Annotated in this window: 19 protein-coding genes; 13 read left to right on the top strand and 6 right to left on the bottom strand. The window is 59.6% G+C overall.

Translation table 11 applies throughout. The features are described 5' to 3' along the window. Window positions 1–20 precede the first annotated feature (20 nt). Window positions 21–344, bottom strand: a complete 324-nt coding sequence (locus tag BOP93_RS20655) for a DUF2025 family protein (RefSeq protein WP_104504471.1) — start codon at window positions 342–344, stop codon at window positions 21–23. A 232-nt stretch (window positions 345–576) separates the two neighbouring features. On the opposite strand from BOP93_RS20655, the gene BOP93_RS20660 reads away from it, so the two are divergent. From BOP93_RS20660 to BOP93_RS20675, 4 genes are all read left to right on the top strand, one after another. Beyond that, entirely contained in the window at window positions 577–1,728 is a 1,152-nt protein-coding gene (locus tag BOP93_RS20660) for a glycerophosphodiester phosphodiesterase family protein (RefSeq protein ID WP_065887746.1), read from the top strand. A gap of 91 nt (window positions 1,729–1,819) precedes the next feature. Then, window positions 1,820–2,128 carry a PepSY domain-containing protein gene (locus BOP93_RS20665; RefSeq protein ID WP_104504472.1) on the top strand — a complete coding sequence of 103 codons (309 nt, stop codon included), beginning with the start codon at window positions 1,820–1,822 and terminating at the stop codon, window positions 2,126–2,128. Window positions 2,129–2,286: 158 nt separating this feature from the next. Further along, window positions 2,287–3,315 (top strand): transporter, encoded by a 1,029-nt coding sequence (locus tag BOP93_RS20670; protein WP_065887744.1) that lies wholly within the window; start codon window positions 2,287–2,289, stop codon window positions 3,313–3,315. Between the two features lie 96 nt (window positions 3,316–3,411). After that, entirely contained in the window at window positions 3,412–5,016 is a 1,605-nt protein-coding gene (locus tag BOP93_RS20675; RefSeq protein ID WP_104504473.1) for an inorganic phosphate transporter, read from the top strand. Window positions 5,017–5,183: 167 nt separating this feature from the next. Here the strand turns inward: BOP93_RS20675 and BOP93_RS20680 are convergent, their stop codons facing one another. Continuing rightward, window positions 5,184–6,080 carry a LysR family transcriptional regulator gene (locus BOP93_RS20680; protein ID WP_104504474.1) on the bottom strand — a complete coding sequence of 299 codons (897 nt, stop codon included), beginning with the start codon at window positions 6,078–6,080 and terminating at the stop codon, window positions 5,184–5,186. Between the two features lie 105 nt (window positions 6,081–6,185). Here BOP93_RS20680 and BOP93_RS20685 point away from each other — a divergent pair, with 105 nt between their 5' ends. Continuing rightward, window positions 6,186–6,947 carry an SDR family NAD(P)-dependent oxidoreductase gene (locus BOP93_RS20685; protein WP_104504475.1) on the top strand — a complete coding sequence of 254 codons (762 nt, stop codon included), beginning with the start codon at window positions 6,186–6,188 and terminating at the stop codon, window positions 6,945–6,947. An 11-nt stretch (window positions 6,948–6,958) separates the two neighbouring features. Here BOP93_RS20685 and BOP93_RS20690 read toward each other — a convergent pair whose 3' ends face one another. After that, a complete protein-coding gene (locus tag BOP93_RS20690) occupies window positions 6,959–7,396 on the bottom strand; it encodes a multidrug/biocide efflux PACE transporter (protein WP_104504476.1) in 438 nt (145 codons plus the stop codon). Between the two features lie 88 nt (window positions 7,397–7,484). Between BOP93_RS20690 and BOP93_RS20695 the strand changes: the two genes are divergently transcribed. The 4 genes from BOP93_RS20695 (at window position 7,485) to BOP93_RS20710 (ending at window position 10,448) form a co-directional block, all read left to right on the top strand. Beyond that, on the top strand, window positions 7,485–8,339 hold the full coding sequence (locus tag BOP93_RS20695; RefSeq protein ID WP_104504477.1) for a LysR family transcriptional regulator: 855 nt from the start codon (window positions 7,485–7,487) through the stop codon (window positions 8,337–8,339). 92 nt (window positions 8,340–8,431) lie between these two features. After that, a complete protein-coding gene (locus tag BOP93_RS20700; RefSeq protein WP_104504478.1) occupies window positions 8,432–8,944 on the top strand; it encodes a GNAT family N-acetyltransferase in 513 nt (170 codons plus the stop codon). A gap of 48 nt (window positions 8,945–8,992) precedes the next feature. Then, on the top strand, window positions 8,993–9,247 hold the full coding sequence (locus BOP93_RS20705; protein WP_104504479.1) for a helix-turn-helix domain-containing protein: 255 nt from the start codon (window positions 8,993–8,995) through the stop codon (window positions 9,245–9,247). After that, window positions 9,240–10,448: a type II toxin-antitoxin system HipA family toxin gene (locus BOP93_RS20710; RefSeq protein WP_104504480.1), complete on the top strand. Its 1,209-nt coding sequence runs from the start codon at window positions 9,240–9,242 to the stop codon at window positions 10,446–10,448. Before BOP93_RS20705 ends, BOP93_RS20710 begins: the two co-directional genes overlap by 8 nt. Before the next feature lie 20 nt (window positions 10,449–10,468). Here BOP93_RS20710 and BOP93_RS20715 read toward each other — a convergent pair whose 3' ends face one another. Beyond that, window positions 10,469–10,951: a GyrI-like domain-containing protein gene (locus BOP93_RS20715; RefSeq protein WP_104504481.1), complete on the bottom strand. Its 483-nt coding sequence runs from the start codon at window positions 10,949–10,951 to the stop codon at window positions 10,469–10,471. Between the two features lie 195 nt (window positions 10,952–11,146). Here BOP93_RS20715 and alaC point away from each other — a divergent pair, with 195 nt between their 5' ends. Continuing rightward, complete coding sequence (alaC, locus tag BOP93_RS20720) at window positions 11,147–12,364, top strand: alanine transaminase (protein WP_104504482.1); 1,218 nt, start codon at window positions 11,147–11,149, stop codon at window positions 12,362–12,364. 121 nt (window positions 12,365–12,485) lie between these two features. Here the strand turns inward: alaC and BOP93_RS20725 are convergent, their stop codons facing one another. Together BOP93_RS20725 and BOP93_RS20730 are read right to left on the bottom strand one after the other, a co-directional pair. Further along, window positions 12,486–13,838: a GntP family permease gene (locus BOP93_RS20725; protein ID WP_104504483.1), complete on the bottom strand. Its 1,353-nt coding sequence runs from the start codon at window positions 13,836–13,838 to the stop codon at window positions 12,486–12,488. 83 nt (window positions 13,839–13,921) lie between these two features. Beyond that, window positions 13,922–14,455 carry a gluconokinase gene (locus BOP93_RS20730; RefSeq protein ID WP_104504484.1) on the bottom strand — a complete coding sequence of 178 codons (534 nt, stop codon included), beginning with the start codon at window positions 14,453–14,455 and terminating at the stop codon, window positions 13,922–13,924. A gap of 212 nt (window positions 14,456–14,667) precedes the next feature. Here BOP93_RS20730 and BOP93_RS20735 point away from each other — a divergent pair, with 212 nt between their 5' ends. The 3 genes from BOP93_RS20735 (at window position 14,668) to BOP93_RS20745 (ending at window position 16,839) form a co-directional block, all read left to right on the top strand. Beyond that, window positions 14,668–15,699: a LacI family DNA-binding transcriptional regulator gene (locus BOP93_RS20735; protein ID WP_162303236.1), complete on the top strand. Its 1,032-nt coding sequence runs from the start codon at window positions 14,668–14,670 to the stop codon at window positions 15,697–15,699. A 316-nt stretch (window positions 15,700–16,015) separates the two neighbouring features. Beyond that, complete coding sequence (locus BOP93_RS20740; protein WP_420220238.1) at window positions 16,016–16,246, top strand: DUF6124 family protein; 231 nt, start codon at window positions 16,016–16,018, stop codon at window positions 16,244–16,246. A 152-nt stretch (window positions 16,247–16,398) separates the two neighbouring features. Continuing rightward, window positions 16,399–16,839, top strand: a complete 441-nt coding sequence (locus tag BOP93_RS20745) for a hypothetical protein (protein WP_104504486.1) — start codon at window positions 16,399–16,401, stop codon at window positions 16,837–16,839. The last annotated feature ends 137 nt before the right edge of the window (window positions 16,840–16,976 follow it).

The raw sequence follows: 16,976 nt of genomic DNA on the forward strand, positions 1-16,976 counted from the left end.
GGTAGCGCGATCACACAGGCCTAGCTGACCAGACTACGCAACGCACTGATCTGCGCGATCTCGACCCGACGCATATACACCCGCAACGGTTCGCTGATGTTGAGCCGGTCGTCGATATTCTGCTCCAGCAGTAACTGAATGCGCGCGCGCGACAGGATCATGCTGTGGTCGGCAGCCGGGACCCAGACGAACTCGGCGGTGGGAATGATGCCGTCATCGGCCACGTCCATGCCGAAGGCATCTTCGCTGAAACGCACGATGTACTGACCCGTCTTGCGGTTCAGGCCGACAAAGCCGTGGAGTTGGTCGGCGGCCTGGCAGATAAGCTCGGAAGTGATGCGCATGGTAAACCTCACTGAAAAGTCCCACAGGGACTGGAAAGATGGTTTACACGCGTGGCAAAAAATACCGCCCTCTGACGGGGCAGTTGCGGCCAAGAGTACTGCAATACATCACAGAAAAACCCTAAAAGTTGGTCCGCGCGCAGGTTAATGTCGGTTTGGTGATAGCGCCTTTCGCAATCAATTGTTAAAAAGGACGCCTTCTCAAAGTTACCTCCACGAAAGGACTTCCCATATGCCTGTCACGTTAACCAACGGCCTGGTGCGCACCACGATAGGGAGTGCCGTGCTGCTGGCGCTGATGCTCGGCCTTGCGCCCGCACAGGCTGCCGACCCGATCAGCCCGGCTGAATTGGCGACAAACGAAGGCATCCCCTACCCTGCGGTGATCGCCCACCGTGGCGCGTCCTATGACGCTCCCGAGTCCACCGCCGCTGCTTACAAGGTCGCGCGGGACCTGGGCGCCGACTACCTGGAACTGGACCTGCAGCGCAGCAAGGACGGCGTATTGTTCGCCCTGCACGACAACAACCTGCAGCGCACCACCGACGTGGCGACCAAGTTCCCCGAGCGCAAAGACGCGCCGGCCAACGAATTCACCTGGAAAGAACTGCAAAGCCTGGACGCCGGCAGCTGGTTCAACGCCGCCTACCCGGACCGTGCACGCCCGGGTTTCGTCGGCCTGAAAATCCAGAGCCTGGATGACATCATCAAGATCGCCGAAGGCAATCCGCAACATAAGCCAGGCCTGTACATCGAGACCAAGGAGCCCAAGCAATTCCCGGGCATCGAAGCCGACCTGAAAAACAAGTTGCTCGACAAGGGCTGGTTGAGCTCCGCCGGCTCCAAGCTGGGCAAGAGCAACACCGGCGTCGGCCAGGGCAAGGGCCGTGTGGTGCTGCAAACCTTTGAGGTGGCCAGCCTGAAAGAACTGCAGAAAGAAATGCCCAACACGCCGAAGATCCTGCTGTTGTGGGTCGGTGAAGGCAGCATTGAGCCCAAGTCCAAGGTGACGTTCGCCGAATCCGGCGAGGCGACCAAAGCCGCCTATTACGCCAAGCAGGAACCGAAAGACGCGGCCGAATTCGAAAAATGGGTCGACCAGGCCAAAAGCCTCGGCGCCATCGGCACCGGCCCTTCGGCAGAGCTGACCGACCATGGCGACCAGAGCTACACCGACCTGGTCAAGCCTGAGATGAACAAGCTGACCCACGACAAGGGCCTGTTGGTGCACGTGTACACCGTGGATGAGCCGGTCGACTTCGACAAGGTGATGAAGGCCGGTGTCGATGGCATCTTCACCAACCGTGCCGCCGAACTGTTGAAGTTCTACAAGCGCTGGCCGTCCTCCAGCGTGCAGGACCTGCTGAGCGATCATAAATACTGAGGCGTTGGTGTCAGTGAGCCATTAAGGATGAGTTAAGTTGCGCCGGTTAATCTGGCGCCACTTAAACAGCTCAACCAGAAGGACACACACCATGAAAACCTTGACCGCTTTGTTCGCTGCCACTGCCCTGACGCTGACTGCCGGCCTGGCCCAGGCGGATGTTCGTCCGGACCAGATTCAAGGCCTGCTCAATTCCGATGCCGTGATGCCATTCGAAAAACTCAACGCTGCGGCCGTGGCCAAACACGCTGGCGCAACGATTAACGACACCGAGTTGGACCACAACAACAGCGGCGTACTGGTCTATGAAGTTGACCTGACCGACACCGCCGGCAAGAACTACGAAGTGAAGCTCGACGCCAAAACCGGCGCTGTGCTGGAAGACAAACTCGATACCTGAGTCAGCTGAGTTGAACTGCCGAAAAACGCGCCACCTTCGGGTGGCGCGTTTTTTTGTGGGCGCACGTTCAATCGTCACATAATCGTCATCACGCCTTGCAATGATTCGCGCATGCGAACCTGTGAAACGTCCTACAGGCGCTTTCTCTGCGAGCCTCCATGAATCACAGCATCGACCACGCCCATCAGGACCCCGACCTGTTTGGCCTGCTTTACGGTTTCCGCTTTCTGCCCGGCGAAAAAGGCCAGCAGATTGACTCAGCTACCGCACTCCAGTGTCTGCAACAACCCGGCGATCCGCAGGAATTTCTCTGGCTGCATCTGAACCTGGCCCATGCCGCCTGTGAGCGCTGGATGCAAGCGCACCTGGAACTGCCCGAGGAGTTCTTCGAAGCGTTGCACGAGGGCTCGCGCTCCACGCGCATCGAGCACGTTGATTCGGCCCTGCTGGCGGTGGTCAACGATGTGGTGTTCAACTTCAGCAGCATGGTCTCGTCGGATATTTCCACCTTGTGGGTGTGCGCACGCAGTCGCTTGCTGATCAGTGCGCGCCTGCAACCGCTGCACTCGGTGGATAAGTTGCGCTCGTCGGTGAAGGCCGGTGAACGTTTTCGCTCGCCGCTGGAATTGCTGGTGCATTTGCTGCGCGACCAGGGTGAAGTGCTGACGCAGATCGTGCGCAAGACCAGCCTCAGCGTCGATCATATCGAAGACCAGTTGCTGTCCTCGCGCCTGTCCACCAACCGCGCCGAACTCGGTGCCGCGCGCCGCGTGCTGGTGCGCTTGCAACGCCTGCTGGCGCTGGAGCCGGGCTCGCTGTTGCGCCTGCTCAACCGGCCGCCGCAATGGCTGCAAAAGGAAGACGTGAAGGAGTTGCGCAAATCCACCGAAGAGTTCGCGCTGATCATCAACGACCTGACGGCCCTGGGCGAACGCATCAAGCTGTTGCAGGAAGAGATCGCCGCCAATCTCAACGAGCAGAGCAACCGCACGCTGTTCACCCTCACGGTGGTGACGGTGCTGGCGCTGCCGATCAACATCATCGCCGGCTTTTTCGGCATGAATGTGGGTGGGGTACCGCTGTCCCAGGACCCTGAAGGCTTTTGGATATTGGTCGCGCTGGTGGCGACCTTCACCCTGATTGCCGGGCGCTGGGCATTCAGAAAGCGTAAGGACTTGATGAATTGAAACGCACTCCCCACCTGAACACTGACCTGCCGCAGCATCTCTGTAACAATTTGCAATGATCATGAACGCCATCCTCCTCACACTGGATGCTCCGGCATGGCCACCCCTTCCCTGACAGCCTCACCCTCCGCCCCCAAACCGCGCCTGGACACCAAGCCCGGCCTGGTCACGGTGATCATGTTCTTCGCCGTGCTCGCCATGGGCCTGCTGTTCACCGCTTACAGCCTGATGCACGACATGCACGAAATGGGCGCCCAACTCACCACCTGGACGCCATTCCTGCTGCTCGGCGTGGCGCTGCTGATCGCCCTGGGCTTTGAGTTCGTCAACGGCTTTCACGACACCGCCAATGCGGTGGCCACGGTGATCTACACCAACTCGCTGCCGCCGCATTTCGCGGTGGTGTGGTCGGGCTTTTTCAATTTTCTCGGCGTGCTGCTGTCCAGCGGCGCGGTGGCGTTCGGCATCATTGCCCTGCTGCCGGTGGAGCTGATCCTGCAGGTGGGCTCTTCGGCCGGCTTCGCCATGATCTTCGCCCTGCTGATCGCCGCGATCCTGTGGAACCTCGGCACCTGGTGGCTGGGTTTGCCGGCGTCGTCGTCCCACACACTGATCGGCTCGATCATTGGCGTCGGCGTGGCGAATGCGTTGATGCATGGTCGCGATGGCACCAGTGGAGTGGATTGGAGCCAGGCGGCCAAGATCGGTTACGCGCTGCTGTTGTCGCCGCTGATCGGCTTTGCGTTTGCCGCCTTGCTGTTGCTGGCGCTGCGCGCCTTTGTGAAGAATCGCTCGCTGTACAAAGCGCCCAAGGGCGACACCCCGCCGCCGTGGTGGATTCGCGGCATGCTGATCGTGACCTGCACCGGAGTGTCGTTCGCCCACGGCTCCAACGATGGGCAAAAAGGCATGGGCCTGATCATGCTGATCCTGGTGGGCACACTGCCGATGGCCTACGCGCTGAACCGCACCATGCCGGCCGATCAGTCACTGCAATTTGCAGCGGTGGCGGAAGTCACCCAGGCCGCATTGGTGAAATCCGCACCGCAGCCGGCTCCCGGCGATTCACGAGCAACCTTATCCACTTACGTGCGCACCAAAGAAGCCACCCCGGAACTGGTGCCCGCCCTTGCCGCCATCACCGGGCACATCGGCGCCGAAGTCAAAGGCTATGGCTCCCTTGCCGCGGTACCGGCTGAAGCGGTGGGCAACGTGCGTAACGACATGTACCTGACCAGCGAAACCATTCGCCTGATGGACAAGGGCAAGGTCGGCAATTTCGACGCCGACACCCAGGGCAAGCTGCAGTTGTTCAAGCAACAGATCGACAGCGCCACGCGCTTTATCCCGCTGTGGGTCAAGATCGCGGTGGCCATCGCCCTGGGGCTTGGCACCATGGTCGGCTGGAAGCGCATCGTGGTGACGGTGGGCGAGAAGATCGGCAAGACCCACCTGACGTACGCCCAGGGCGCCTCGGCCGAGACCGTGGCGATGCTGACCATTGGCGCGGCGGACATGTTCGGTTTGCCGGTATCGACCACTCACGTGTTGTCATCGGGCGTGGCCGGGACCATGGTGGCCAACGGCGGCGGCCTGCAGATGCGCACCATCCGCAATTTGTTGATGGCCTGGGTATTGACGTTGCCGGCGGCGATTGTGTTGTCGGGCAGCCTTTACTGGCTGTTCACCCAACTGTTCTGACCCACCCTCAATCGAATAATGTAGGAGCGAGCTTGCTCGCGAAAAACTTACAAGCACCGCGCTCATTCAGAAAGCACGCGTGATCGTTGACGTTTTTCGCGAGCAAGCTCGCTCCTACAAAAGCGTTATTAGGGCAAGCCCCCACCCACCTTGTTCCCGGCGTACAGTTAAAGATGGGCCTGCAGCGTGGCCGCCAGCCACTCCATGAACACCCGCACGCGCAACGGCAAATGCCGCTGGCCGGCGTAGAGCAGCGACACGTCCAAAGGCGGCGCCGGGTAATCGGCCAGCACCGCGACCAATTCGCCACTGGCCAGCAAGTCGCGAATGCCGAGCCGTGGCACTTGAATAATGCCAAAGCCGCCCAGGCACGCCGCCTGGTACGCATCGGTGCTGTTGACGGTCACCCGCCCGGCCATTGGCAGCCGCAGTACCTTGTTGCCTTGCAGGTACTCGAACCCCGCCGAGCGTGCACCCAGCGGCCGTACGTAATGCACCAGCCGATGCTGTTCCAGGTCAGCCAGAGTGTGCGGAATGCCGTAGCGCTGCACATACCCCGCGCTCACGCAGTTGACCATCGGCATGCTGCACACCCGCCGCGCCACCACGCTCTGATCGGGCTGGGCGCCCACGCGCACGACGCAGTCGAAGCCTTCGGCAATCAGGTCGACCTGGCGATCCGAGCTGCCGATTTGCATCTCGATCAGGGGGTGGCGCTCCATGAACGGGGGCAAGTTGGGCACGATCAGCGTGCGCGCTATCACGTTGGGCATGTCCACCCGTATGCGCCCGGCCAACTGGGTTTCGTCCTGTCGAAACAGCCCTTCGAGTTCCTCCATGTGTGCCAGCAAATCCTTGCTGCGCTCATACAACACCTGGCCGTCCTGGGTGGCCTGCACCTTGCGCGTGGTGCGTTGCAACAGGCGGGCGCCGAGCAGTTCTTCCAGGGCGCGCACCTGTTCGGACACGGTGGAGCGCGGCAAGCCGAGGCTTTCACCGGCCTGGGTAAAACTCGACAGTTCGGTCACGCGCACGAAGGTGCGCAGCAGCTCAAGTTTATTCATGGGATTGTTCGCCTTGTCCGACCAGTGATTCCGGTATAGCGCTGTTTATCACGTTATGGGCGGACAAATACACTCAGTCCCATCATCACCCAAGAGGACTGCACCATGACCCCACGTAAAATCGCACTGATCACCGGCGCCAGCCGTGGCCTGGGCAAAAGCGCTGCGCTGCACCTTGCCGCCCAGGGTGTCGATATCCTCGGCACTTACCACAGCAGGGCCGATGAGGCGCAGGCGTTAGTGACGCAAATCGAACAACTGGGCGGCCGCGCGGCGATGTTGCAACTGGATGTGAGCCAGAGCGCGACGTTTGCAGGCTTTGCCGATCAAGTGACTGACGCGCTCAAGGATGTATTCGCACAGGATCAGTTTGATTTTCTGGTCAACAACGCCGGTATCGGTATTCACGCAAGCTTTGCCGAAACCACCGAAGCCCAGTTCGACCAACTGGTCGCTATCCAATTCAAGGGGCCGTTTTTTCTGACCCAGAAGCTGTTGCCGTTGATTCGCGACGGCGGGCGCATTCTCAATGTATCCAGCGGCCTGGCGCGCTTCAGCCTGCCGGGCTACGCGGCCTACGCGGCGATGAAAGGCGCGATGGAAGTGCTGACCCGCTACCAGGCCAAGGAGTTGGGCGCGCGCGGCATCAGCGTGAATATCCTCGCCCCTGGCGCGATTGAAACCGACTTCGGCGGCGGTGCGGTACGCGACAACGCCAACCTCAATGCCATGGTCGCCAACAACACCGCCCTGGGCCGCGCCGGTTTGCCCGACGATATTGGCGGGGCCATCGCGCTGCTGCTGGCCGAGGGTGGCCAATGGATCACCGGCCAGCGGATCGAGGCCTCGGGCGGCATGTTTCTTTAAGCGGCTGGCGGCTACAGGGCGATTGGCGTTTTGCGGGTGACTTTTTCCCGGATCACGTCATACGCCCAGTGGTACACATAGGTGTACGGCAGGAAGAACAGCAGCACGCCGATGTCGAGGATGAAGGCTTCCACCAGGCTGATCTTCATCAATGCGGCAATCAACGGCACCGCCAGCAGAATCAACCCGCCTTCGAACAGCAGCGCGTGCAGCACCCGCGTCCGGCCTCCATTGGACAGCTGCAGGCGCACTTTAAGGCGATCGAACAGGCTGTTGAAAATGACGTTCCAGCTCAGCGCCAGCAAGCTGATGCCCAAGGTCACCGCGCCCATTTCCAAGGCCGGTCGACCGGTCACCCAGACCAGCAAAGGCGTACAGATCACTAAGGCCAAACCTTCGAAGCCCAAGGCTTGGAAAACGCGTTCAGTCATTGATTTGGTGGGGTTCATGAGCCGGCTCCGTGAGTGACGATGGTTGCCATGATCACGCGCCGGACCGATACTTCCTAACCAATAACCATCGATTAAGGCGATAGTCATGCCTTCCCATGAAGTGCTCCAGGCATTTGTTCAGGCCGCCACCCAGGGTTCGTTTTCCGCCGCCGCACGCAAACTGGGCAAGAGCCAATCCACTGTGAGTGCGGCCGTGGCGGGCCTGGAAATCGATCTGGATGTGGTGTTGTTCGATCGCAGCAGCCGCAAGCCGACGCTGACCCCGGCCGGCCATGTGCTGTTGCAGCGTGCGCAGCAGGTGCTGGAGGCCAGCAGCCGGCTGGAGCTGGCGGCCAGTCAATTGGCCCAGGGATTGGAGCCCAGGTTGAGTATCGCCATGTCCGATACCTATCAGTCCGACCGTTTCGAGGTCGCCCTCAGCGCCTTTGAACAACGCTACCCGGACCTTGAGTTGGAATGCCTGATCGCCGAATGCGAAGACCTGATCGCCCTGGTGCAAAGTGGCCGGGCGCAGATCGCGTTTATCGAGCAGCAGCAGGTTTACCCTCCGGACCTCAGCTGCTCGCCGGTTGAAGAACGCACCGAGATCGCCCTGTTCGTCTCGCCCAGACACGCGCTGGCAAGCCTGGCCAGCGTTGATCCGCACACCCTGCAACACCATCGGGAACTGCGCCTGGCAAGCATCATCAACCCTGACGAAAACCGTGGCGCACAACGTGTATGGTCGGCGCCGAGCTACCTGATGCTGATGGAGATGGCGCAACTGGGCTTTGGCTGGGCCCCCATACCGCGCTGGTTGGTGGAGCGCTTTGGCGGGGACCAGTTGGTCGAACTCAAGGTGCGCGGTTGGCCACGCTCGGTGGCAGTGGATGCGCTGTGGTCGCGCCAACAACCGCCGGGGCCGGCGGGAAGTTGGTTGTTGGCGAAGATGCTTGAGTGAGCAATGAGGACCGACGTATGCAAGGGGCGCAAGCGCTGTAAGCGGATGAGGTAGAATCCCGTTTCTTCGTAGGATTTTAGGATACGCCGCTCATGCAAACCCGCCTCGTCCCCTATGAAATGTTGAACGCGCTGCAAAAACAGCATTTGGACGGTCTGGAAGTCAATCCAGAACAACTGGCGTACTCCGGTGATATCTACTGCGCGCTGAACAGCCTGCTGGTCAATCCCAACCCCGACAGCGTCAAAGGCTTTGCCCTGCTCGCGGGCGACGTGCCGGTCGCCTTCCTGCTGCTCAAACGCCCGCCGTGCATGCCCCATTGGGCGGATGAACATAGCGCCACCTTGCATGCCTTGCAGGTGGATCGGCAGCATCAGGGCCATGGCTTCGGCAAGGCCTGTCTGCAGGCGTTGCCGGAAGCGGCACTGCAAGCGTGGCCGCAGATCAAGGCGCTGGAATTGTCGGTGGATGCGGACAATGTGGCGGCGATGGGGTTGTATCTGGGGGCTGGTTGGGTGGACAGCGGTGAAGCTTACAGAGGACGGATTGGGTATGAGCGCAGGTTCAGGCGGGCGTTTGATCAGGACGCCGTTGACATCGTCTAAATGTAACGTATACATAACCCAAAATCAGAAAAGTAACCTATATAAGACATGGACCCTACCGTAATCACCCAACGTCTCGGCGTGCACCTGCGCACCATGCGCTCCAATCGCGGCTATAAACAGGCGGATCTGGCGAAGTTGGCCGGGGTTACTCGGCAAAAACTGATCGAAATAGAAAAAGGCAGCCTCTCGGTCTCGATGAATGCCTATGCTCGGGTGGTAGCCGCCTTGGGCAGCGAATTCAAGCTGGTGCCCGTGACCTTGCCGACTCTGGAGGAACTGGAGGACGTGTTCGATGAATAGCCCCACGCTACGCGTTCATACGCCTCAAGGAGACGGCGGCAGCGTGCGGTTTGGTGCTGAAGACTATTTGTTTCGCTACAGCGATGAGGCAAAGGCCGCCAGTGCAATTAGCCTGACGATGCCCGTACGCGCGGACGAATACCGGCGCCGGGACTTGCATCCCATCTTTCAGATGAATTTGCCGGAAGGTTATGTGCTTGAACAATTGCGCAATCGCCTCGCCAAAACGGTCAGGGTAGACCCGATGCTATTGCTGGCGCTATCGGGCCGCAGCGCGCCAATTGGTAGGGTTTTCGTGTCTTCTGAACAAGTGAACAATCTGATCCATCGCAACAGCCCTCACACCAGCGGAGAAAACCTCGACGAAATTCTTGCCTGGGACGGCACGGAGGATCTGTTCGTCGAACTGGTAGATCGCTATATCCTGCGAGCGGGTATTTCCGGTGTGCAACCCAAAGTACTGGTGCCGGAGAAACCACAAACCCCCGAACAGAAATTCACCTCGAAAACCGACGACCTGATCATTAAAAGCGGGCGGGACGAGTTTCCCGGGCTGGCGATCAATGAATACCTGTGCATGTCCATTGCCAGGGATGCGGGCCTGCCCGTACCGCCGTTTTATCTGTCGCGCAACCATAAGCTGTTCATCATGCGGCGCTTTGATCGGGACGCACAGCTCAACCCACTGGGCTTCGAAGACATGACCGCACTGATGGGACTGTCCGCCGAGCAAAAGTACACCAAGAGTTACGCCGCCATCGCCAAGGCTGTACGCGTGTTCTGCGCCCCGGCCTATCAACGCAGTTCGCTGGAGCAATTATTCGATAGCGTGGCGTTGAGTTGCATCGTGGGTAATGGCGATGCCCATTTGAAGAATTTCGGCGTGCTCTATAGCGATCCACTTAAATCAGATACGCGGCTGGCACCGACTTACGACATCGTCAACACCACCGCTTACCTGCGCGAGGACTCACTGGCCCTGGACCTGAGCGGAAATAAATCGTTATTCGCCTCGCGCCTGGGCATTCTCGAATTTGCCAGGACCTGCGAAGTCGAACATCCCGAAAGGCGTATTCAGGCGCTGCTCCAGACCCTTGAAGTGGTGCTCAAGCGCGAAGACGACTACTGCAGGTTGGCGCCTGAGGTGGCGGGCGCCATACGCCAATCCGCTCAGGGGTTTCAAACCAGCTTCGGGGGCTGAATCGCCCCCGGACTTGGCGCTCAGACTTTCTGCCCAACCGGCAACCAGATCTCCACCGTCCCGGTGCCCTTCCTTGCATCAAAATCCGCACTGTAGCGCTCGAAATCCGCGCCCATCACCTTGTAGCCCGAGTGCGGCAGCCACTCGAACATGATGCGCTCGTAGGTTTGCTCAAGCGCCTGCACCGGCCCGTGATGAGGGAACACGGCATAGTTCAGGGGCGGAATTTCAATGAACTGGAAATTGCTCGGTACATCGCTTTTGCTGGGGACTTCCACACCGGCCATGTAGTCGAATTCGCCCTGCCTGGGATTATGGCAAACACCATAGGTCACACCGCCGATGCGCTTCTTGATGTCCTTGATACAGCTGTTGAACAATTCCCATAGCTGCGGAATATCACCCACGGTGGCTTTCGAATAACGCCCCTGGACGCCGGCGATTACCAGGGCCTTGCCAGCTTCCATGCGTGGTTCCAACGGTTGTCTTGTCTGCTGATCCATACGAACAGTCTCCTTCTTATGAGGGAACAAACCCGCATCGAGTATAGGGGCATATCCGCGCCGTACTCCATGTAGAAATTTTTCCTACGCATCTGGACAACTTGCCATCATCGACCGTATTGTCTGCCCCGCAGGCCACCGCAGTGGCCGACGTCGCTCGGACGGTTCCGGGCGCTTACGTACCTCGAGGCAACAATGGCAGACCAAGGTTCGCCGCGCCGCTTTGCGCGCATAGATCGACTCCCCCCCTACGTGTTCAATATCACTGCCGAGCTGAAGATGGCTGCGCGTCGGCGCGGCGAAGACATCATCGACTTGAGCATGGGTAACCCCGACGGCGCCACACCACCGCACATCGTCGAGAAGATGGTCACCGTCGCCCAGCGCGAAGACACCCACGGCTACTCCACCTCCAAAGGCATTCCGCGCCTGCGCCGGGCAATTTCGCGCTGGTACAAGGACCGTTATGAAGTGGATATCGACCCTGAAACCGAGGCCATCGTCACCATCGGTTCCAAGGAAGGCCTGGCGCACTTGATGCTGGCCACCCTCGACCAGGGCGACACCGTACTGGTGCCGAACCCGAGCTACCCGATTCACATCTACGGTGCCGTGATTGCCGGCGCACAGGTGCGCTCGGTGCCGCTGGTGCCCGGCGTGGATTTCTTCGCAGAGCTGGAGCAGGCGATTCGCGGTTCGATCCCCAAGCCGAAGATGATGATCCTGGGCTTTCCGTCAAATCCCACTGCGCAGTGCGTGGAGCTGGATTTCTTCGAACGGGTGATCGCCCTGGCCAAGCAGTACGACGTGCTGGTGGTGCATGACCTGGCCTACGCCGATATCGTCTACGACGGCTGGAAAGCCCCGTCGATCATGCAGGTGCCGGGCGCCAAGGACATTGCGGTAGAGTTTTTCACCCTGTCCAAGAGCTACAACATGGCGGGCTGGCGCATCGGCTTCATGGTGGGCAACCCGGAACTGGTCAACGCCCTTGCGCGGATCAAGAGTTACCACGACTACGGTACCTTCACCCCGTTGCAGGTGGCGGCAATTGCGGCGCTGGAAGGCGATCAGCAGTGTGTGAAAGACATCGCCGAGCAGTACCGCCAGCGCCGCAATGTGCTGGTCAAGGGCCTGCATGAGCTGGGTTGGATGGTGGAAAATCCCAAGGCGTCGATGTACGTCTGGGCGAAAATCCCCGAGCAGTATGCCGCCATGGGCTCGCTGGAGTTTGCCAAGAAGCTGCTGCTGGAAGCCAAGGTGTGTGTGTCGCCGGGGATCGGCTTTGGTGAGTATGGGGATGATCACGTGCGCTTTGCGCTGATCGAGAACCAGGACCGGATTCGCCAGGCGGTGCGCGGGATTCGCGGGATGTTCAGGGCCGATGGGCTAGTACCGAAAACCAGCGTCTGACTCGGTCAAAATGTGGGAGGGGGCTTGCCCCCGATAGCGGTGTATCAGTCACCAAATACAGTGACTGACACTCTGCTATCGGGGGCAAGCCCCCTCCCACATTTGTCTTGCGGTGTGTCTGTCAGACCACCAACGACAGCAACATGATAAAGATCAGCGCCACCACCGACAGAATGGTCTCCATCGCCGTCCAGGTCTTGAACGTCTCGGCCACGGTCATGTTGAAGTACTGCTTGACCAGCCAGAACCCCGCATCGTTGACGTGAGACAGGATCAACGACCCGGCGCCCGTCGCCAGCACCAGCAGCTCGCGGTTAACCCCTGGGATCATGCCGACCACCGGTACCACGATGCCCGCACCGGTAATGGTCGCCACGGTCGCGGAACCGGTGGCGATCCGAATCACCGCCGCCACCAGCCACGCCAGCAGGATCGGGTTGATCTGGGCGTTCACCGCCATGTGGCCGATGACGTCACCCACGCCGCTGGTCACCAGCATCTGCTTGAAGCCGCCACCGGCACCGATGATCAGGATGATCGCGGCGGTCGGCGCAAGGCTGGCGTCGAGCAACTTGAGGATCTGCTTGGAGTGGATGCCCTGGCGATGGCCGAAGGTGTACAGCGACAGCAGCAACGCCAGCAGCAACGCGGTGATCGGGTGACCGATCATGTCCATCCAGTTGCGCACCACGTTGCCTTCGGCAAAGGCGATGTCGGCAAAGGTTTTGAGCAGCATCAGGAACACCGGCAACAGCACGGTGACCAGGGTGATACCAAAGCTGGGCAGCGACTTGTTATCGGTCTCGCGGGCCAGTTGATCCACCAGCTCCTGGGACGGATTGCCCGGGATGTACTTGGCGATGAAGGTACCGAAGATCGGGCCGGCAATGATGGCGGTCGGCAGTGCGACGATCAGGCCATACAGGATGGTCTTGCCGATGTCCGCGCCAAACACGCCGATGGCCAGCAGCGGGCCCGGGTGCGGGGGTACCAGGCCGTGCACCGCCGACAGGCCGGCCAGCAACGGGATGCCGATCTTGATCAGCGACACACCGGTACGCCGCGCAACGATGAACACCAGCGGGATCAGCAGCACAAAGCCGATCTCGAAGAACAGCGGGATGCCCACCAGGAACGCGGCGAACATCATGGCCCACTGGACCTTTTCCTTGCCAAAGGCGCGGATCAGGGTCTGGGCGATCTGATCGGCACCGCCGGACTCGGCCATCATCTTGCCGAGCATGGTACCCAGCGCGAGGATGATGCCGACAAAGCCGAGCACCCCGCCGAAGCCGTCCTGGAACGCCTTGATGATCTTGTCCACGGGCATGCCCGAGGTCAGGCCGAGAAAGCCGGCCGCGATGATCAGTGCGATGAACGGGTGCACCTTGAACTTGGTGATCAGAACGATCAACCCGATGATAGTGACGACTGCGTCCAGCAGCAGGTACGACTCGTGGGACATGCCAAACATGGGGGGTCTCTCCTGTTTGTTGTTGTTATTAAAGCGGGTGATGAACTTCCTGCCGGGGATAGCGCTATCTTTCCGGCAAAAAATTAATGGATTGGTTCAAAGCCGTGCTCGCGCCACCAGGCATTGGTCTGCTCGGCCAATTCCTCGACGCTGTCTTCGCTGGCATTGAGGGCCAGGGTCAGCGGCTCGCCCTTGGGCGACTCGAGGGTGGCGAACTGGCTGTCGATCAGGCTGGCCGGCATGAAATGGCCGGGGCGATGGGACACGCGGTCAGCGGCCACTTCACGGGTCAGCTCCAGGAATACAAAGCCCAGGCCCGGCGCGGCTTCGCGCAGGTGGTCGCGGTATTTCTTCTTGAGGGCTGAACAGGTCAATACGGGGTGCTCGCCGGCCTTGAGCGAACGGCGCAGTTCATCGCAGAGGATGTCGAGCCAGCCGGCGCGGTCGTCGTCGTTGAGGGGGTGGCCGGCGCTCATCTTTTCGATGTTCGCGGCCGGGTGAAAGCTGTCGCCTTCAATGGCGGTGGCGCCGTTCAGCCGGCACAGGGCCTCGCTGACGCTGGTTTTGCCACAGCCGGCAACACCCATGATGACCAGGGCAGTAACAGGTTGACTCATAAACACCTCAGGACGCAGATAGCGCTACCTTTGCACAGCGTAAGGCTAGTGCAAAAACAGGCTTTTCCCGCGCCGTCTTGTCTTTTTTTATGGAGTGACGCGTGCATCCGCTCCAATCATTTGAACGGGATCAGGCAACCCAACGTTCAAGCATTTGCAGCCGTTTGGAGACAGCGCTACCTTAGTGCCTCGATTTTTGTTTGGCAAGCCGCCTGATGACCTCCAAGAACGATAAAAATACCCGCACCACCGGTCGCCCCACCTTGAATGAAGTTGCCCGTCTGGCCGGCGTCAGCCCGATCACCGCCTCCCGCGCCCTGCGTGGCATCAGCACGGTCGCCACCGAGCTGGTGGAGAAAGTGCAGCAGGCCGCCGCCGAACTGAGCTACGTGGTCAACCCCGCCGCCCGCGCCCTGGCGTCGGCCCAGAGCCATTCGGTGGTGGTACTGGTGCCGTCGTTGTCCAACCTGCTGTTTATCGAAACCCTCGAAGCCATTCACCAAGTACTGCGGCCCAAGGGCTTTGAAGTGCTGATCGGCAACTCCCACTACTGCCGCGACGAAGAAGAAAACCTGCTGCGCAACTACATGGCCTACCAGCCACGGGGCTTGCTGCTGACCGGGTTCGACCGCACCGAAAGCGCGCGGCGGATGGTCGAGACCAGTAACGTGCCCTGCGTGTACATGATGGACCTGGACCCCAACGCCGGGGTGAACTGCGTGGGCTTTTCCCAACTGGCCGCCGGTGAAACGGCAGCGGCGCATTTGCTCGCGCGCGGCCGCAAGCGCCTGGCCTATATCGGCGCGCAGTTGGACCAGCGCACCTTGTTGCGCGGCGAAGGCTTTCGGCGCGCTTTGCAGCAGGCCGGCCTATACGACCCGGCGCTGGAATTGCTGACGCCCCGCCCTTCTTCGGTGGGCCTGGGTGGCGAGTTGTTTTTGCAACTACTGGCCACTCATCCGGATGTGGACGCGATTTTCTTCGGCAACGACGACCTGGCCCAGGGCGCCTTGCTCGAAGCCCTGCGCCACGGCATCAAAGTGCCGGAGCGTGTCGCCGTGCTGGGTTTCAACGACCTGCCCGCCTCCTCGTTCATGGTGCCGCGCCTGAGCAGCATCAGCACGCCACGCGAAGCCATTGGCCGGCGTGCAGCGGAGCATTTGCTGACGATCATGGCGGGTAACCGGATCGCCAAGCCGGTGGTGGATATGGGGTTTGAGTTGCAGGTGCGCGAGAGTACGTAGGACGTCTGTAGGAAGCGGCTGACATTAGGCCAAGCGCCTTGCTCCGTTACCTACGCTTACGTCAGAATCCGCCGGCTTGTGCGCCTGGGTGGCGGTCTCTAAGGTTGGCCGGTCGCTGAATTTCTCGGTGATCGGGTTTAGTAGCCCGAACGTCTCCACACAAGATGCATGAGCCTGCCGATGCTTGACGGTGGCTGTGCGTAGGGCGCCTTCGGGTGCGCCGGGTTTGTGTGGGATACCGGTCTACTAACCTGCGTGCAGCTGCCACCCTCGTTTAGTAGCGATGAGGTATCAGCCCAGATCAGGTACTTCAATAATGCAAAGCATCCCCATGCATACGCTCTTCACTGTCATCCCCAACACCCCCACCGAAACCCTGCTGATCAACAGCTACGAAACCATATGCTCCGTCAGTACCTTGCTGCTCGACCTGTCCGATGACCTCACTGGCAAGCACCGCGATATAGCACTCGCCATTCATCAATTGAGTGAACTGAGCGTCTTGATGGTAGGTAAGGCAATGGACCAACACGCACCGCTGGCTTAATCATGAGCGAAAAGTGCTCTCTCTACACACTGTCGAAAGTGCAGCCCCCCATACCTGTCAACTTTGACAGTAGGCGAGTGCATGGCAATGTCCTATAAGTGAGTTGTTGGCTGCATTGTCTTCCACCAATCCCTACTAAAAAGGACCTCGTCATGCACACATCAAAAAAAGGGCAAAAAACTATATTTGCCAAAGGCGTAGTAGGTTGCAACGTATCATTCGCGGCGACTCCATTCACTTCAGATAGCGTGAATTTTTACGACGCAAGCGCGACCGACTATAGCATCGTGGCATATGATGGAAAGGCAAATCCCCGCATGGTGTATATCAGGATGAATAAAAAAATTACCCCAGGCACTTATGACTTTAAAATCAACCCGGAAAACCCGGAAGTGTTTGCTTATTACTACCACGCACATGAAAACTTTGGATGGTATTACCATGCCGAGGAAGGGAAGTTTGTGTTGAAGAGCGTTGATTTTGAAAAGCTTGAGATAGACGCAACGTTTGCATTCACATCAACAAATACACCCGACGAACAACCCATGGCGGTGCAGAACGGCGTCCTTACAATCACCGGACCGAGTGCCTGACATGATGCTGTTTAAGTCCTTCTGTTTCATTCGGCAAGGGCGGGCAGTTAGGAGCACTGCTATTGATGACCACACGACTGCACGATATCTGAATTATAAATGCAGCAAATAGCCCAATCACCCGCTGAGCCTCTTCC

It is taken from the genome of Pseudomonas orientalis (assembly GCF_002934065.1).
Taxonomy (GTDB): Bacteria; Pseudomonadota; Gammaproteobacteria; order Pseudomonadales; family Pseudomonadaceae; genus Aquipseudomonas; species Aquipseudomonas orientalis_A.

Coding starts and splice junctions, on each gene's coding strand:
- BOP93_RS20655 (WP_104504471.1), bottom strand. CDS start 344: ATGCGCATCACTTCCGAGCTTATCTGCCAGGCCGCCGACCAACTCCAC.
- BOP93_RS20660 (WP_065887746.1), top strand. CDS start 577: ATGCCTGTCACGTTAACCAACGGCCTGGTGCGCACCACGATAGGGAGT.
- BOP93_RS20665 (WP_104504472.1), top strand. CDS start 1,820: ATGAAAACCTTGACCGCTTTGTTCGCTGCCACTGCCCTGACGCTGACT.
- BOP93_RS20670 (WP_065887744.1), top strand. CDS start 2,287: ATGAATCACAGCATCGACCACGCCCATCAGGACCCCGACCTGTTTGGC.
- BOP93_RS20675 (WP_104504473.1), top strand. CDS start 3,412: ATGGCCACCCCTTCCCTGACAGCCTCACCCTCCGCCCCCAAACCGCGC.
- BOP93_RS20680 (WP_104504474.1), bottom strand. CDS start 6,080: ATGAATAAACTTGAGCTGCTGCGCACCTTCGTGCGCGTGACCGAACTG.
- BOP93_RS20685 (WP_104504475.1), top strand. CDS start 6,186: ATGACCCCACGTAAAATCGCACTGATCACCGGCGCCAGCCGTGGCCTG.
- BOP93_RS20690 (WP_104504476.1), bottom strand. CDS start 7,396: ATGAACCCCACCAAATCAATGACTGAACGCGTTTTCCAAGCCTTGGGC.
- BOP93_RS20695 (WP_104504477.1), top strand. CDS start 7,485: ATGCCTTCCCATGAAGTGCTCCAGGCATTTGTTCAGGCCGCCACCCAG.
- BOP93_RS20700 (WP_104504478.1), top strand. CDS start 8,432: ATGCAAACCCGCCTCGTCCCCTATGAAATGTTGAACGCGCTGCAAAAA.
- BOP93_RS20705 (WP_104504479.1), top strand. CDS start 8,993: ATGGACCCTACCGTAATCACCCAACGTCTCGGCGTGCACCTGCGCACC.
- BOP93_RS20710 (WP_104504480.1), top strand. CDS start 9,240: ATGAATAGCCCCACGCTACGCGTTCATACGCCTCAAGGAGACGGCGGC.
- BOP93_RS20715 (WP_104504481.1), bottom strand. CDS start 10,951: ATGGATCAGCAGACAAGACAACCGTTGGAACCACGCATGGAAGCTGGC.
- alaC (WP_104504482.1), top strand. CDS start 11,147: ATGGCAGACCAAGGTTCGCCGCGCCGCTTTGCGCGCATAGATCGACTC.
- BOP93_RS20725 (WP_104504483.1), bottom strand. CDS start 13,838: ATGTTTGGCATGTCCCACGAGTCGTACCTGCTGCTGGACGCAGTCGTC.
- BOP93_RS20730 (WP_104504484.1), bottom strand. CDS start 14,455: ATGAGTCAACCTGTTACTGCCCTGGTCATCATGGGTGTTGCCGGCTGT.
- BOP93_RS20740 (WP_420220238.1), top strand. CDS start 16,016: ATGCAAAGCATCCCCATGCATACGCTCTTCACTGTCATCCCCAACACC.
- BOP93_RS20745 (WP_104504486.1), top strand. CDS start 16,399: ATGCACACATCAAAAAAAGGGCAAAAAACTATATTTGCCAAAGGCGTA.